Origin of the sequence: Caulobacter sp. RHG1 (assembly GCF_013181195.1) — a bacterium.
GTDB lineage: Bacteria > Pseudomonadota > Alphaproteobacteria > Caulobacterales > Caulobacteraceae > Caulobacter.
In genome coordinates, this window is sequence record NZ_SMZP01000004.1 from 430363 (window position 1) to 444963 (window position 14601).

Consider the following 14601-nt stretch of genomic DNA (forward strand, 5'->3'; position numbering starts at 1 on the left):
CCCCACACCCCTACTTCGAGCGCCTGGGACCCGTCGGCACTGTCTTCAGAATGTTCCGCACCATGGCCTCAGACCGAAATGAGGGCTTTATCACGTCGAGAAGGCCGGCGGCTTCGCGGGCCGCGAACTCCGACTTCATGGTGATCTGCTCTGGGAGTAGCTGACCGTCCTTGCACCATTTGAGGTGCAACCGGTCGCCGTCGACTGAAACGGTTTCAAGGTACGCCATGGCGCGGGGATCTACACGGGCGGCGCCTTTGAAAAAGTTACCTGGCCTGAGGTGCGGCGACAGGTCGCGCCGCTCTCATAGACACATCCTCTGCCCAACGGCGGGCGGGCAAGGACGAGCGATCCTAGCGGTCGGCTCTTGGCCTGGGCGTTAGATAAACCTGATGGCGTCCCGCCGCCCAGGCGACAGCGTCCACTCTGGTCGAGAACGAAAGCTCCATTGGGAGGATGCTGGCGCCGTGGCTGGTCACGACGTCGTAATAGAGCACCGGCTCTCCGTTCTTGTCGGGGCGGGTGCGAGGCTCGATCCAAACCTTCATCGGGGCGGGCGGATACCGTGATTCCATGACGTGGCGGAGCATGTGAGTTGCCGGCCGTCGACTCTCCCCACCGACGGCCGGCTCCAGTCACGTCGCGTTGAGCGGGCGCCACGACCGGCGAGCGCTCAACGGCCTTCTGGCGGCCAAGTTCCGCCCACCAACGACCATCACAACGACCAGGCCTAAGAGCCGGAGGGTAGGAGCGCGCATGACCGCATCCCCAACGTCAGCCATGCTCCAGAAGGTGTTGGCCGGGCTGGCTGCCGTAGAGGCGCGCCAGGAAGAGACGACCAAGGCCGTCGCCAGCGCCCAGGCAGACGCCAGAGAGGCGCGTGACACCGCGCGCGAGATCACCGTCATCCTCCGGGAGCAGAACGCACTGGAGCGGGTCGCCGAAGTGCGGGCCGAAGCGCGCAAGCTGGTCGCGGACCTCAGGGCCGACGTCGAGCACGCAATGACCTTGGTCCGCACCGAACAGAAAACCCAGAACAGCCGCCTCGACGCGATCGAGTTGCTGAAGACGAAAGGCCAGGGCGTGCTGCTGGGCGGCAAATGGACCCTCGACCTTCTGAAGATCGTCGCCGGCGCCGGCGGCGGCGCGCTGCTCCTCAAGATGCTGGAGGCCATGTGACCCGCGACTACCGCACCCTCGACGCCATCGTGGTCGTCGCCAGCCTACTGATCATGGGCTTCGTCATGTGGGCTCTGGCCTTCCTGACAATCCCGCAGGCCAACCTGCCGATCCTGGCCGCTCTGTCGTCGGGCACGTTCGGCGCGGCGCTGGGCGCCTACGTCGGCGCGCGCTGGGGCAACAAGAAGCCGGCCAGCGAAGGCGACACCCAAACGACGGTCAACGCACCGGCAGGGGCCACGCTCACCGCGACGGTCGAGCCGAAAGCCTGATCCTTGGCCGCGACGCCGATGGGGAGGTTGGCGCCGCGGCCGTCTGGGACCTGGGCGGCGACTAGGAGAGCCGCCCATCACAACTCCACCACAAGGAGGCCGTTATGGCTACTACTAAAGCGCGAGCTGTGCCTGCGAGCGCCCTAGCGCTCATCAAGCGTTTCGAGGGCCTGCACGACGGCGACAAGAAGACCCCGCACATTCTGGAGCCGGAGGCCGACCCGATCGGGATCTGGACCGTCGGGTGGGGCTATGCCCTGTTTGAGAACGGCAAGCCCGTGACCAACCGCGAGCAGGCCTATCGCATCTGGCGCAAGCGCTGGCCCGGCGGCCTGACGCGCCTCGAGGCCGATCTCCTGCTGACCCAGGTGGCGCAGGAGGTGACCGACAAGGTGGTGCGCCTGCTCGCCGGCCGCACGCCGACCGACGCCCAATTGGGGGCCATGGTGTCGCTCGCCTACAACATCGGCGTCGGGGAGATTGGCGGCAAAGCCGACTTCGCCGACAGCACCGTGCGCCGAAAGTTCCTGGCTGGTGATTTGGTCGGCGCGGCCGACGCCTTCCGGTCGTGGAAGTTTGCCGGCGGCAAGGTGCTGCAGGGCCTGGTCAACCGGCGCGAGGCCGAGCGAGCCGTCTTCCTCGGCAAGGCCTGAGACGTGAAAAGCCCCGGCGCCGAGGGGGAAGCGGGCCGGGGCTTGAGGGATCGCAAGAGTAGGGGCTCTTCGATGCGATCCTCTGATGAACGCCGCGCCGGATGGCTCGTTCCGGCAATTCCTCCAGCATCGGAGACCACCATGAAGCGCGTCACTCTCGTGGCCGCGTGCGCCGCTGCGTGCCTGTCGCTCAGCGCCTGCGCTACCGGCAACACCGATCCGGCCGAAGTCCTGAGGGCCCTGGGCGAAAACTACGCCCACTGCGAACGGCTGGTCAGCTACTCGGCGAGCGTCGGGGCGTTCAACCCCGGCTCGGGCGCGACCATCTCGGGCCAGGTCCGCTGCCCGCCGAAGACGGCGCCGGCGGCCGAGCCCGCTGTTCCCCCGGGCGGCACCTGACCATGTCGCGTTTCACCGATCACCTGGGCTTGGTCCTGCTGGAGTACAGCAGCGGCCGGCCCGTACTACGAGGTGGCCGCGTTCTGTGGCGGCTGTCCTCGCCGCTGACCTGGGAGGTTGGCGAACTCGGGTCGGGGGTGCTGATTATCGTGCCCTCGTTTGACCCCATCGGCTGGACCGACGAGGCCCTGCGGACCATCCGGTTCGCAGGGGTCACGGATCTGGCATCGATCCCGCCGCTGGCGCGCGGCTTGCTGCCGCCGGACGGGCCCTGGGCCAAGGCGGCGGTCCTGCACGATCAGGGCTACATCTCCGCCGGCTGGGACGGCGCCATGTCTCGGAAGGAGGTCGATGACCTGTTGAACGAGGCGATGAAGGCGCTCGGCGTACCCGCGCTCAAACGGGCACTGATCTACCGGGCCGTCCGCCTCTTCGGCGCATCGCGCTGGGGCACCTGACCCAGTAGTCAAGCAATCCTTGACCACTCAAGAGGCCGTCGTCTCTCTGAGGCGGCGGGCTTTCGTCGTTCAGGCTCTGCGCTGGTGCGGCATCTTCCCGGCCATCGCGCGCTCAACGGCGGCCTCTTCCAGGATGCGCCGGACCTCGTCAACCCCCTCGGCATCTGTGGGCTCGCGACCCAGGCGCGCGGCAAGGCGGTTCCAGATCGTGTTGGGGTTGTCGTTGCGCCATGTAGTGGTGACGCGGATCATTCGCCTTCGTGCTCGATCTGGCGTTCGTCGCGCATCTCAATCTCCTGCGATCTCGTCCCCCTTAGAGAGGGGGCTAGTAGGACGTCGGCATCCGATCGGCGATCGAAGCCAGGGCGTCACAGACACCGATCTTCTGCGGATGGCCTTCCATCAGGTCGGCGATGCGCTTTAGGCTGATCGCGATGCTGACGGTCGCCGCGTATTTGTCGGAGCATGTCCGCAGAGCTTCCGGTTCAAGGTAACCTTCGAGGGGTGTCTTCTCGCTCATCGGGGTCTCTCGCTCTCCTGCTGTCTTGGGGGTAGGGAAGGGGGCTAGGCGGTGGCCCGTCCCGGCATGTCCTCGTTGTGGCGCTCCTCGGCCCAGGCGGCGCAAACCGTGGCGATATCGGCCTCGGTAGGCGCGTGCAGCCACGCCGTATGGTAGTGGCCCCAACTGGACGTGAAAGCACCGCTCGACCCGTACGGCCTGCGAACGGGCGTTGCCGCCTGCACGAGGAAGCCCGGAAGGAAGCGCAGAGCCTCCGCGACGCGCCACGCCTCAGGTTCGTTGTTCTCGTCGGCGAACGGCGCAAGGGCAGGGATGGCCTTGTAAATTTCGGCATCCTCTTCGGCCGGAAGGTCCTCGCCGAACTCCTCCAAGGCCTTCGGAAAGCTCTCATCGCTCGCCACGGCGCCAGGAATGTAGATCAGTTCCTCGACGCGCACTCCGGCGTCAAACATCACTTCAAGGGCAGTCGTCATCTGGGTCTCTCCGTCTACGGCATAAGCCGCGTTGGGGTTGGTGTTAGGCCGCTTTGAGCTTGGCGTTGATCTTGTTCAGCTCGAAAGCCACTGCCGACTTGAGGCCGCCGGTGATGGCCTCGTTCGCCGTCTTCAGGGCCTCCTGCATGGCCTTGGCGATTTCGTCGTTGAGGCGCTTGTCGATCAGGAAGGCGACGCGCGTGGTCGCATCCTTGTAGCCGTAGGAGTCGCGACCGCTGGCCGAATACTCCTTCTTGGACTTGCCCTCGAAGTTAACGCCCTCGGTCAGGTACTCGTTGGCGCGGCGGATGATGTACTCGGTGATGGTCTCGGGCTCGCGCTTGGGCTCGCCGTAACCGTTCGTCGACTGGATCTTGTAGTTGTCGATGTACGAGGTGATCGAGCCGTCCAGGGCGGGGGCGATCAGACGCTCAACGCTCTCGTCGACGCGGGTCAGGATGGCCTCGCGGATCGAGGTCTGAAACTTGCTGACGATGGCGACGGGCTCGCCGTCCTCGTCGCTGACGTTGCTGGTCAGGAAGCGGTCGATCAGCGCCTCGACGAGGCGGTCTTGCATTTGCTCGACCGAGAGGCCGAGGCTTTCCAGGGTGATGTTCATTCGATGATCCTTGAGGGTGCGGCCAACGCCGCCTTGCGTTTCAATCTGATATCTAATAAATAGCTGATATCAGATTGGCGTCAATAGCGGATATCAGAAATTGTCAGAGATCGTCGAATCCGCTACTCGCCGTGGCGTGGGACGCACGAAGGTCAATTTTGAGCAGATGGCGGCGCGCTTCCCTGAGGGGACGCTGGCGCGCATGGATGACGCTCGCCGCGCCGACGAGACGCGAACGGCCTTCGTGCAAGAGGCCGTCGAGAACGAGATCAAGCGCCGCGAGCGCTCCAAGCCCAAGCCCTAGAGGGGGAGATCATGAGCGAGTGGCAGACGATGGACAGCGCGCCAGACGATCGCCGCATCCTGGTCGACTTCAAGGGCGCGGGGCCGATAGTGGCCTATCGCGACAAGGTCCGGCCTGACGCCCGGGTGCGCTACCTCGGCTTCGGCAAGAGCGCGTCATGGCCGTCAATCCACGAGGACTACGCGACCCGCTGGACCGACGTTCCGGCCTAAGGGGATTCCCCGACTCTGCTTTTGTGGTAGAAGGAGGGGCTGCGAGCCGGGACGGATTAGCTCAGCTCAGGAGAGCGCGGTCCTAACGAGGCGAAAGCCGAGACGGGGTCGAGGCCGCGGGCGAAACCCCCGCATTCGACCCAACCTGCAGCATCAGTAAGCGTACAGGGGCGGCAAGCGCTGGAACTACGCCGAGTTGGCCTTCGGGCTGGCAGCGCCCTTCACGGGCGCGGGACAGGCGCCAGGGGCCGCCCCTCAACGCTTCCAAGTCCACACTAGACCTGCGCACTAGATGCGCAGAGACCGAGACAGGCCCGTGGGCGCAGTCGGCGGGAGTGAGATTCGGCACGAAGAGCGAACTCCGACTCCCAACTTTTTCCCAACTACATCTGGAAGGATGGTTGGAGAAGGCGGTAAACCCTTGTGATCCTTGGAGCGGGCGGGGGGAATCGAACCCCCGACATTCAGCTTGGGAAGCTGACGTTCTACCTCTGAACTACGCCCGCCAGAGGACGCTCCGTTTAGCCCGCCTGGACCGCGCACTCAAGCGGCGATGGCGAGACTTGATTTCCTGCGGCGGCTTGACCTCTAGTGGGTCTATCTCGGGGTTTCAGCTTAAAGTCGATTCAGATGATCCAGTTCTGTCGCTCGGCCCTGTCTGGTCTGGCCGCCCTGGCGTTCGCCGGTGCGGCTCAAGCTGCGGAAAGCCCTGCCGCCAAAGCCTTCGGCGCACGTGAGTCGGTGCTGGACGCCAGCCTGTCGCCCGACGGCAAGTCGATCGCCATGATCCAGCCGCTGGCCGGCGGTCAGGCTTCGGTGCTGGTCGTGGCGCCGGCCGATGGCTCCAGTCAGCCCAAGCCGATCTTCAGCGCGACCGGCAAGCCCGATCGTCTAACCGGCTGTGGCTGGGTGTCGAACGTCCGTCTGGTCTGCGATATCTACATGGTGAGCCTGCAGGACGCCCGGAAGCTGGTGTTTACCCGTGTGGTGGCGCTGAACGCGGACGGCGGCGATGTGCGGGAGCTCAGCGCGACGTCGAACAACACGGTGCTCGAGTATCAACAGTTCGGCGGCGACGTCATCGACTGGCTGGTCGATGAGCCGGCCGGCGGCTCGGTGATGATGACCCGGCGCTATCGCGAGGAGGCCACGACCGGCACCTTGCTGGCCAACACGCGGCGAGGGCTGGCGGTCGAAAAGGTCGACACCAGCACCCTGCAGCGCGTCTCGGTCGAACCGCCGCGTCCCGATGTGGCGCGCTACATCTCCGACCAGCATGGCGTGGTGCGGATCTACGGCCAGCGATCCAAGACCAATGTCGGCTACGACACCGATCGGGTGAACTACTTCTACCGGCCCGCCGACGGCGGGGCCTGGGCGCCGCTGTCCAGCTATGACGGCGACGCGCGTACGGGGTTCGTGCCGACCGACGTCGACCAGGGGCTGAACGCCGCCTATGGCTTCGAGTGGGCGGATGGTCGCCGGGTCGCCTTGCGCGTGGCGCTGGACGGTTCCGGCAAGCGCGAGGTGCTGCTGGCGCACGACGCCGTCGACGTCGATCGCCTGATCCGCGTGGGGCGCCAGCGTCGCGTGGTCGGCGCCAGCTACGCCACCGAGCGCCGCCACGTCGAATTCTTCGACCCGGCGCTGAAGGCCATGGCCGCAGCGCTGTCCAAGGCCCTGAACCAGCCGATGATCCGCTTCCTAGACGCCAGTCAGGACGGTTCGCGCCTGCTGCTGTGGGCCGGCGCCGATGTCGAGCCGGGCCGCTACTATCTCTATGACAAGTCCGCCAAGCGCTTGGCCGAGGTAACGCCGGGCCGACCCGAACTGGCGGGCTACAAGCTCTCGCCCGTCAAGCCCGTGTCGTACAAGGCCGCCGACGGGACCGACATTCCCGCCTATCTGACTCTGCCGCTCGGCTCGGACGGAAAGAACATCCCGGCCATCGTCATGCCGCACGGCGGTCCCGAGAGCCGTGACGAGTGGGGCTTCGACTGGCTGGCGCAATACTTCGCCCAGCGCGGCTTTGCGGTGCTGCAGCCCAACTTCCGAGGCTCGGCCGGCTATGGCGAGGCCTGGTTCCAGAAGAACGGTTTCCAATCGTGGCGCACGGCGATTGGCGACGTGGTCGACGCCGGCCGCTGGCTGTCGACACAGGGGATCGCCGCGCCGGGCAAGCTGGCGATCGTCGGCTGGTCGTACGGCGGCTATGCCGCCCTGCAGTCGTCGGTGCTGGACGCCAACCTGTTCAAGGCGATCGTCGCCATCGCCCCGGTCACCGACCTGGACGCGCTGCGAGAGGAGTCCCGGGCCTTCACCAGCTTCAAGCGCGTCGACGGCTATATCGGTCGCGGGCCACACGTGAAGGAGGGCTCGCCCGCCCAGAACGCCGGCCTGATCAAGGCGCCGGTGCTGATGTTCCACGGCGACCAGGACATGAATGTCAGCATTGCGGAATCGCGTCTGATGCAATCGCGCCTCAAGGCCGCCGGCGGCAAGTCCGAGCTCGTCGTCTATCCAGGCCTGGATCATCAGCTGGATGACAGCCAGGCGCGTGCTCAAATGTTAGACAAGGCGGACGCTTTCCTGCGCGAGGCGTTGAAGCTCTAGCGGAAACGCGGCCCGAAAGAGCGGGCGCGGACAAATTCACGCCGCAACTTGCCGTCTCCATGCCGGCGGTCGCGGGGGCGAGTATGGAGTCGAGCGTCGCGTGCCAATCCTGACCGAAACCCCTCGTAGCTTCGATCCGGCTCCGGCCGTCCCGCATCGCATGGCGTTCGGTGACGTCACGGTCGAGATCGGCTCGCGTCGCCTCAAGGCCCCGCACGGGACCAGCGCCCTGGAGCCGCGCGCTTTCGACCTGCTGATGGCCCTTGCCGACCGGCCGGGCCTGACGGTGTCCAGCGCGCATCTGGTGGAGATGATGTGGGGCGCCGGCGACGGCTCGGGCCAGGCGCTGAGCCTGTGCATCGAGGCGTTGCGGCGGGCGTTGGGCGATGATGCTCACGCCCCGCGCTTCATCGAGACCGTGCCGGGTATCGGTTATCGCTGGATCTTCGCCCCAAAGTCGACGCCCGCTGCGACGGGGTGGCTGCGCCGCCCCGTCTGGGTCTCGAACCTGTTGGCCCAGCGCTAGGCTTAGTTGGCTTCGGGCGGCGGCGGCGGACCTTCGCCATCCTGGCGCATCCGACGCTGACGCATGGTCTCGAAGGCGGTCTTCATCTCGTCCAGCGTGATCTTGCCGTCCTTGTCGGCGTCGATCATGGCGAAGCGGTCTTCCGGCCGCTTGGCGGCGACCCATTCGGCCTTGTCGACCACGCCGTCGGCATTGGTGTCCCAGGACTTGAAGACCTCTTCCGGCGCGGGCATCCGGCGCGGCGGTGGCGGGCCTTCCTGGGCCGTGGCGGTTCCGGCGGTCAGGACGCCGACGGCGCCGAGCGCAACGAGCAAAGTGCGTCGCATCGGGTGTTTCCTCTCAGGAGATAATGTCCCTCATCGCCTCTTCGGCCTTCAATGTTGCCGCCGTATTGCGCGATTGCGGCCGTATGGGCGCAACGCGAAACGCCGCCCGGTCTCGCGACCGGACGGCGTCCGCTAGCCCTTGACGCACACCACCTGGCGCAGCGTGTGAACGATGTCGACCAGATCGCTCTGGGCGGCCATCACCGCGTCGATGTCCTTGTAGGCCATCGGCGTTTCGTCGATCACGTCGGCGTCCTTGCGGCACTCGACGCCTGCGGTGGCCGCCGCGTGGTCGGCCAGGGTGAAGCGCCGCTTGGCTTCGTTCCGGCTCATCGCCCGTCCGGCCCCGTGCGAGCAGGTGCAGAACGAGTCCGGGTTGCCCCGGCCGCGGACGATGAACGATTTGGCGCCCATCGAGCCCGGGATGATGCCCAGCTCTCCGGCCTTGGCCGACACCGCGCCCTTCCGGGTCAGGTAGACGTCCTTGCCGAAGTGCTTCTCCCGCGACACGTAGTTGTGGTGGCAGTTCACCGCATGCTGCGTCACGGTCAGGTCCGGGAACGTGCGCTTCAGCACGGCCAGCACCTGGTCCATCATCACCTCACGGTTGGCCAGGGCGTACTTCTGCGCCCAGGCCACGGCCCGGACGTAGTCGTTGAAACCCTCGCTGCCCTCGGCGAAGTAGGCCAGGTCCTCGTCCGGGAGGTTGATGAACCACCGGCGCATCTCGGACTTGGCCCGTTCGATGAAGAACGTGCCGAACCGGTTGCCGACGCCGCGCGAGCCCGAGTGCAGCATCACCCAGACGTCGCCCGCCTCGTCGACGCACAACTCGACGAAGTGGTTGCCAGTGCCCAGCGTGCCCAGGTGGCCGTACCCGCGCGGGTGGGCGGCCTTGGGGTTGCGCTCGACGATGGCGTCGTAGCCGTCCTTCAGCCCCGCCCACTTCTCGGCGGCGATGGCCGGCGGCTCGACCTGCCAGGCGCCCTTGTCGTTGCGCCCGCCATTGTCGGTCCGGCCGTGCGGCACCGCGGCCTCGATGTCCGACCGAACGCCGAACAGGTTGTCGGGCAGGTGCTCGGCCCGGATCGAGGTGCGCACCGCCATCATGCCGCAGCCGATGTCGACGCCCACGGCGGCCGGGATGATCGCCTTGTAGGTCGGGATCACCGAGCCCACGGTCGCGCCCATCCCCCAGTGCACGTCGGGCATCACCGCCACGTGCTTGTGGATGAACGGCAGGCTGGCGACGTTGCGCAGCTGCTTCAGGGCGGAGTCCTCGATCGGAACCCCTTGAGTCCACGCCTTAATCGGCGCGCCCTCGCTTTCGATATGCATGAAGCCGCTCATCGGCTTCTCTCCTCTTGCTCCCCCTCCTGGCGGCAGGTCCGGCAAGTTTCCGCACAAACGAAAAACCCCTCCGGCTTGTGGCCAGGAGGGGCTTTTCGGACTTCCCGAGTTCAGTCGAACCCTAGACCGTGATCCCCTCCAACGCGCGCGCGTTCGCATACTCGACCTGGCGGTCGAGCATCGAGAACAGTTGCGAATTGACTGGAGCTTTGTGCGTCATGGTCCTCATCCTTCGGGAGGCGGGCGATTACAGCGTTCGACGACGTGGCGCCAGGGGGCAGTTAACGAAGATCGTACGACTGTGGCTTCGGGGCCTCACCCGGAAGTTGCCCTTCCCTGACGACGTTCAAGTCGATGCGGTTCCAGCCCGAGTCCCGGATCCGCGCCATCACCGCCTTGTAAATGCGGCTGTCGACTGTGACCTCCTCGGTCAGCCTCACGCCCTGAATGCTGCGATCAGGCGAGCCGGCCGCGGCGGCGATGTCAGCGGGCAAGGCCTGGAGGCTGGACGGCTTGTCGCCGACCCTCAAGGCGCCGTCGTGATAGAGATAGACCTCGACCCAGGGCGGCGGTTTAACCAGCGCAAGCGCCGGCTTGTCCGCCGAGCTGCGCGCGGCCAGCAGGCCCCAGCCCACCAGCGCCAGAGCGGCGGCGCAGAGGGCCAGGCCGAGGGCGCGCTTGAGGTCCATGGACCCTAGTGTTTACCGCGATCGCGGCCGAAGTTCGGCTCGGCGCTTTCCTGGCCCGCCGCCACGATACCCCGGCGAATGGCGCGGGTGCGGGTGAAGTGGGTGTGCAGGGTGTCGGCGTCGCCCCAGCGGATGGCCCGGCTCATGGCCTGCAAATCTTCGGTGAAGCGGCCCAGCATCTCCAGCACCGCATCCTTGTTGGCGACGAAGATGTCGCGCCACATGGTCGGGTCGCTGGCGGCGATGCGGGTGAAGTCGCGGAAGCCCGAGGCCGAGTACTTGATGACCTCGTTCTCGGTGACGTTCTCCAGGTCGGCCGCGCTGCCGACGATGGTGTAGGCGATCAGGTGGGGCAGGTGGGACACGACGGCCAGGACGAGGTCGTGGTGCTTTTCCTCCATCAGCTCGACCTGGGCCCCGAAGGCGCGCCAGAAGGCCGACAGCTTGGCGACGGCGGCGGCGTAGTGCTCGTCGTCGCTGGTCAGAGGCGTGAGGATCGTCCAGCGGTTCTCGAATAGCTCGGCGAAACCGGCGTCGGGGCCCGATTGCTCGGTGCCGGCGATCGGGTGGCCGGGGATGGCGAAGATCTTCGAGATGTCCTGGGCGCGGAAGGCCTCGGCGACATTCGCCTTGGTCGAGCCGACGTCGGTCAGGGTGGCGCCGGGCTTCATGGCCGGGACGATCTCTGCGACCAGGCCGGGGATCGACAGCACCGGGGTGGCGATGACCACCAGGTCGGCGTCGCGCACGGCCTCGGCCAGGTCGCCGGTGACGTGCTCGGCGACGCCCAGCTCGAGGGCGCGGGCGCGGTGAGCTTCACTGGCGTCGGCGATCGTCACCTCGCCGACCACGCCCTGCTGGCGGGCGGCGCGGATCACCGAACCGCCGATCAGGCCGAAGCCGATGACGGTGAGCTTGGGGTAGAGGATTCCGGGGTTGGACATCTAGCGCCCCAGGAACTCAGCCAGCAGCCCGACCACCGTTCGGTTCTGCTCTTCCAGGCCGATGGTGATGCGGATGCCGTTCGGCAGGCCGTAGTTGGCGACCGCGCGGACCAGATAGCCTTTGGACGCCAGGAACGCCTCGGCTTCGAGCGCGGTCTTGCCGGGCGTGGTCGGGAAGGTGGCCAGGACGAAGTTGGCCGCCGACGGCGTCACTTCCAGCCCCAGGCCGCCCAGCTGCTGGGCCAGCCACGGGCGCCACTGCTCGACCAGGGCCAGCGAGCGGGCCTGGAAGTCGTCGTCGAACAGGGCCGCGACGGCGGCTTCCTGGCCGGGGATCGAGGTGTTGAACGGCGGGCGGATGCGCTCGATCGGCGCGATGATGTGGTCGGGCGCATAGCCCCAGCCCACGCGCAGCGCGGCCAGGCCGTGCAGCTTGGAGAAGGTCCGCGTGACGATGACGTTCTCGGCGGTGCGGGCCAAGGACAGGCCGTCCTCGAAGCCGGGGTCGTTGCAGAACTCGGCATAGGCGCCGTCCAGCACCAGGATCACGGACGGCGGCAGGGCCGCGTGCAGCGTGCGGATCTCATCGCCCGACAGCCAGGTGCCGGTCGGGTTGGCGGGGTTGGCGATGAACACCAGGCGCGTGCGCTCATCGACGCATTTGACCACTTCATCGATGTCGATGCGGTGGTTGATCTCCTTGGCCATCCGCACCTCGCCCTGGCAGGCGCGGGCGCCGATGGCGTAGGCGGCGAAGCCGTGCTCGCCCTGGACGATGTTGTCGCCAGGCTCGAGATAGACTTGGCACAGCAGGGCGAAGATCTCGTCGCTGCCGTCGCCGAAGGTCAGGCGCTCGGGCTCCAGCTTGAAACGCTCGGCCACGGCGGCGCGCAGGATGTTGGCCTTGCCGTCCGGATAGATGTGCATCCGGTCGACGGCGTCGCGATAGGCCTGCCTGGCCTTGTCGCTGCTGCCCAGAACGTTTTCGTTGCTGGACAGCTTCACCGGATGGGCGATGCCCTCGACCTTGGCCTTGCCGCCCACATAGGCGTGGATGTCCATGATCCCGGGCTTGGGGACGGGACGGGGCGCGGCGAAGCGGTCGGTGGTCATCGGACTACTCAAGCTAAAAGTCGGGCGTCTCTTACACGTCGAACTGTTCGGGCGCAGCCCCGATGACACCGGTCAGTTGCCCTGGCGCGCGGGCCAGGCGCTCGTCGTCGGCCATGAAGAAGCCCGACAGCGAGAACAGCTTCAGCCCGCCGGCCTCGGCGATCAGTTCGGCGGCGACGCCGTCTTGGCTGAGGGCGTCGGTGACGGCCGAGGCGCTCTTGCCCGAGTCGGTCACCCAGAAGGTCTGGTCGCCGCCGGTGGGCTCGACCTCGACTTCCGCCACGGCCAGCGCCGCCTGAGATCCCCAAGTCGACAGGCAGGGCAGGGCGGCGAAGACCTTCAGCTTCGGTTCGGCCAGCAGGCGGCCCCACCAGGGCGTTTCGGAGACCAGCGGCAGCACGGCCACGCCCCACGGCGCGCGGGCGACGGCGAGGGCCTCCTGCGGGGTCTGGACGAGGGAGAGGCGCGGCGCGGTTCCGAAGCGCAGGCGGGTCAGCTCGACGGTTCGTGCCGGCTCGCGGCCGCCGCACACGCCGATCTGATAGGGGCCCTGGCGGGCCAGGTTGTCGGCCATGATCTCGCGCCAGATGCGGATGACCAGGGCGTTGCTGGCGCCCTTGCGCGGACTCTCCAGCAGCTTGCGGACGATCTGGGCCTCGCGACCGGGGCGCAGGCCAAAACCCGTATCGCCCGAGGCGCGCTTGGCGGCCGCGACCGCGCCGGCCAGGCTGGCGCGCTCGTCCAGCAGCTTCAGCAGTTCACCGTCGATGGCGTCGAGCCGCCATCGGACCTCTTCGAGAGACGGTGTGGCGTCCGTCGCGTCGCTGCCCATGTTCTTCCCCGAAATTGGAGGCCGGACCATAGTCTTTGCCGCCGAACACGCAATACCTCGCCGTTCCGGGGAAGAAAATTGCGCGTCCGGCGATCGTCGGTTGGTCAGTAGACGGTCGGCGCAGGGCCGGTGTCGATCATGCCCAGGAAGCTGCGACCGTTCTCGAACTTCAGGCTGGCTTCGATAATCGGCTCCTGGCCTACGGCCTGGGCGGCGGCGGCTAGGGCCTGTTGGGGCGTGCGGATCGGCTGGCCAGGCTTGACCCGCTCCTTGATCGCCACCTCGAGCGCGCCGGTCAGGCGACCCTGGGAATCGACCGACAGCACGCCGGACTCGGCCTTGCCCTCGGCGTCGCCGGCCAGCAATTGGCTCTGCTGGAAGGTGATCTGGCCGCCGGCGGCGCTCCATTGCTTTACCGCCGCTTCCCAGTTGCGGCCGCGCAGTTGCGAGACGTGCGACAGGCGGGTCTCCAATAGCATCGAGGCGGTCTTGTCCTGGGCGATGCGGCCCAGAAGACCCGTGAACGCGGTCTTGGCGCCGCCGGCCTTGAAGAAGATCGCGCCCTGGTCATCGGGACCGCCGCGCACGTGCAACTGCATGTTGTCGGCCGAGACCAGCTCGAACGGCTTGGAGCCCGGCGCCGGGGTGAACGTCAGCTTCACGCCCTCGACCGACATGCGCGGCGGATATTCCTTGATGTGCGAGATGCTGGCCCGCAGCGCCTGGCCGGTGATCGCGACATCGCCGGCCTCGGGACGGGTCAGGACCACGCCTTGCGGCGCGACCAGCACCCAGTGGGTCAGGTCGAAGATCTCGGCTTCGCCCTTCAACTGCGGGGCTCGAACGGCCCAGCCGGTGGGCTCGGCGACGCGGGCGTCGGTCAGGTCCAGGTTCATGCGGAACGGGAAGCCCGAGAAGGTCCGCGCACTCCACGACAGATCGTAGCCGCGCGACTTGAGGTCGGCCGCCTGGGCGTCCATCCGCTGCTCGGCCTGGCCGCGCAGCCAGAACCAGCCATAGCTCCAGCCGCCGGCGACGAGGGCGGCGAGGATGAAAGGCATGAAAAGGCGGCTGCGGCGGGCTTTGCGAGACGGGGCGGCGTCGTTATGGGTCATGAAG

At 67.1% G+C, this 14601-nt stretch carries 21 protein-coding genes and 1 tRNA gene; 9 read left to right on the top strand and 13 right to left on the bottom strand.

All coding sequences use genetic code 11. The annotated features are described in order from the left end of the window. Window positions 1-10 precede the first annotated feature (10 nt). Window positions 11-229: a hypothetical protein gene (locus E1H18_RS13360; RefSeq protein WP_172269046.1), complete on the bottom strand. Its 219-nt coding sequence runs from the start codon at window positions 227-229 to the stop codon at window positions 11-13. Window positions 230-756: 527 nt separating this feature from the next. On the opposite strand from E1H18_RS13360, the gene E1H18_RS13365 reads away from it, so the two are divergent. The 5 genes from E1H18_RS13365 to E1H18_RS13385 all read left to right on the top strand — a co-directional run bounded on the left by E1H18_RS13365 (window position 757) and on the right by E1H18_RS13385 (window position 2961). Continuing rightward, window positions 757-1179 (top strand): hypothetical protein, encoded by a 423-nt coding sequence (locus tag E1H18_RS13365; RefSeq protein WP_172269049.1) that lies wholly within the window; start codon window positions 757-759, stop codon window positions 1177-1179. Beyond that, the gene (locus tag E1H18_RS13370) at window positions 1176-1451 is read left to right on the top strand and encodes a hypothetical protein (RefSeq protein ID WP_172269052.1); all 276 of its coding nucleotides are present in this window, start codon (window positions 1176-1178) and stop codon (window positions 1449-1451) included. Before E1H18_RS13365 ends, E1H18_RS13370 begins: the two co-directional genes overlap by 4 nt. 104 nt (window positions 1452-1555) lie before the next feature. Next, entirely contained in the window at window positions 1556-2104 is a 549-nt protein-coding gene (locus tag E1H18_RS13375; RefSeq protein WP_172269055.1) for a lysozyme, read from the top strand. Window positions 2105-2245: 141 nt separating this feature from the next. Next, a complete protein-coding gene (locus tag E1H18_RS13380; protein WP_172269058.1) occupies window positions 2246-2503 on the top strand; it encodes a hypothetical protein in 258 nt (85 codons plus the stop codon). 2 nt (window positions 2504-2505) lie between these two features. Beyond that, window positions 2506-2961, top strand: coding sequence for a DUF1353 domain-containing protein (locus tag E1H18_RS13385; protein ID WP_172269061.1), 456 nt, complete (start codon window positions 2506-2508; stop codon window positions 2959-2961). Window positions 2962-3030: 69 nt separating this feature from the next. Here E1H18_RS13385 and E1H18_RS13390 read toward each other — a convergent pair whose 3' ends face one another. The 4 genes from E1H18_RS13390 to E1H18_RS13405 form a co-directional block, all read right to left on the bottom strand. Continuing rightward, window positions 3031-3213 (bottom strand): hypothetical protein, encoded by a 183-nt coding sequence (locus tag E1H18_RS13390; RefSeq protein ID WP_172269064.1) that lies wholly within the window; start codon window positions 3211-3213, stop codon window positions 3031-3033. 73 nt (window positions 3214-3286) lie between these two features. Then, complete coding sequence (locus E1H18_RS13395; protein WP_172269067.1) at window positions 3287-3481, bottom strand: hypothetical protein; 195 nt, start codon at window positions 3479-3481, stop codon at window positions 3287-3289. A gap of 44 nt (window positions 3482-3525) precedes the next feature. After that, on the bottom strand, window positions 3526-3954 hold the full coding sequence (locus E1H18_RS13400; protein ID WP_172269070.1) for a hypothetical protein: 429 nt from the start codon (window positions 3952-3954) through the stop codon (window positions 3526-3528). Between the two features lie 43 nt (window positions 3955-3997). Continuing rightward, window positions 3998-4573 (bottom strand): hypothetical protein, encoded by a 576-nt coding sequence (locus E1H18_RS13405; protein ID WP_172269073.1) that lies wholly within the window; start codon window positions 4571-4573, stop codon window positions 3998-4000. 166 nt (window positions 4574-4739) lie between these two features. Between E1H18_RS13405 and E1H18_RS27180 the strand changes: the two genes are divergently transcribed. Both E1H18_RS27180 and E1H18_RS13410 read left to right on the top strand, forming a co-directional pair. Next, the gene (locus E1H18_RS27180; protein WP_304515714.1) at window positions 4740-4877 is read left to right on the top strand and encodes a YlcI/YnfO family protein; all 138 of its coding nucleotides are present in this window, start codon (window positions 4740-4742) and stop codon (window positions 4875-4877) included. A gap of 11 nt (window positions 4878-4888) precedes the next feature. Beyond that, the gene (locus E1H18_RS13410; RefSeq protein ID WP_172269076.1) at window positions 4889-5089 is read left to right on the top strand and encodes a hypothetical protein; all 201 of its coding nucleotides are present in this window, start codon (window positions 4889-4891) and stop codon (window positions 5087-5089) included. A 431-nt stretch (window positions 5090-5520) separates the two neighbouring features. Here E1H18_RS13410 and E1H18_RS13415 read toward each other — a convergent pair. Continuing rightward, window positions 5521-5595 (bottom strand) — tRNA-Gly (locus E1H18_RS13415). A gap of 124 nt (window positions 5596-5719) precedes the next feature. On the opposite strand from E1H18_RS13415, the gene E1H18_RS13420 reads away from it, so the two are divergent. Further along, window positions 5720-7702 carry a S9 family peptidase gene (locus tag E1H18_RS13420; protein WP_172269079.1) on the top strand — a complete coding sequence of 661 codons (1983 nt, stop codon included), beginning with the start codon at window positions 5720-5722 and terminating at the stop codon, window positions 7700-7702. A 100-nt stretch (window positions 7703-7802) separates the two neighbouring features. Beyond that, a complete protein-coding gene (locus tag E1H18_RS13425; RefSeq protein ID WP_172269082.1) occupies window positions 7803-8228 on the top strand; it encodes a winged helix-turn-helix domain-containing protein in 426 nt (141 codons plus the stop codon). Window positions 8229-8230: 2 nt separating this feature from the next. Here the strand turns inward: E1H18_RS13425 and E1H18_RS13430 are convergent, their stop codons facing one another. The 7 genes from E1H18_RS13430 to E1H18_RS13460 form a co-directional block, all read right to left on the bottom strand. Then, a complete protein-coding gene (locus E1H18_RS13430; protein WP_172269085.1) occupies window positions 8231-8554 on the bottom strand; it encodes an EF-hand domain-containing protein in 324 nt (107 codons plus the stop codon). Window positions 8555-8686: 132 nt separating this feature from the next. Continuing rightward, entirely contained in the window at window positions 8687-9904 is a 1218-nt protein-coding gene (locus E1H18_RS13435; protein ID WP_172269088.1) for an RtcB family protein, read from the bottom strand. Between the two features lie 281 nt (window positions 9905-10185). Beyond that, window positions 10186-10593, bottom strand: a complete 408-nt coding sequence (locus E1H18_RS13440; RefSeq protein WP_172269091.1) for a hypothetical protein — start codon at window positions 10591-10593, stop codon at window positions 10186-10188. A 5-nt stretch (window positions 10594-10598) separates the two neighbouring features. Further along, on the bottom strand, window positions 10599-11537 hold the full coding sequence (locus E1H18_RS13445; protein ID WP_172269094.1) for a prephenate/arogenate dehydrogenase family protein: 939 nt from the start codon (window positions 11535-11537) through the stop codon (window positions 10599-10601). After that, window positions 11538-12650, bottom strand: a complete 1113-nt coding sequence (gene hisC / locus E1H18_RS13450; protein WP_172269097.1) for a histidinol-phosphate transaminase — start codon at window positions 12648-12650, stop codon at window positions 11538-11540. Window positions 12651-12681: 31 nt separating this feature from the next. Next, window positions 12682-13482, bottom strand: coding sequence for a chorismate mutase (locus E1H18_RS13455; protein WP_172269100.1), 801 nt, complete (start codon window positions 13480-13482; stop codon window positions 12682-12684). A 104-nt stretch (window positions 13483-13586) separates the two neighbouring features. Further along, entirely contained in the window at window positions 13587-14597 is a 1011-nt protein-coding gene (locus E1H18_RS13460; RefSeq protein ID WP_172269103.1) for a DUF2125 domain-containing protein, read from the bottom strand. Between the last annotated feature and the right edge of the window lie 4 nt (window positions 14598-14601).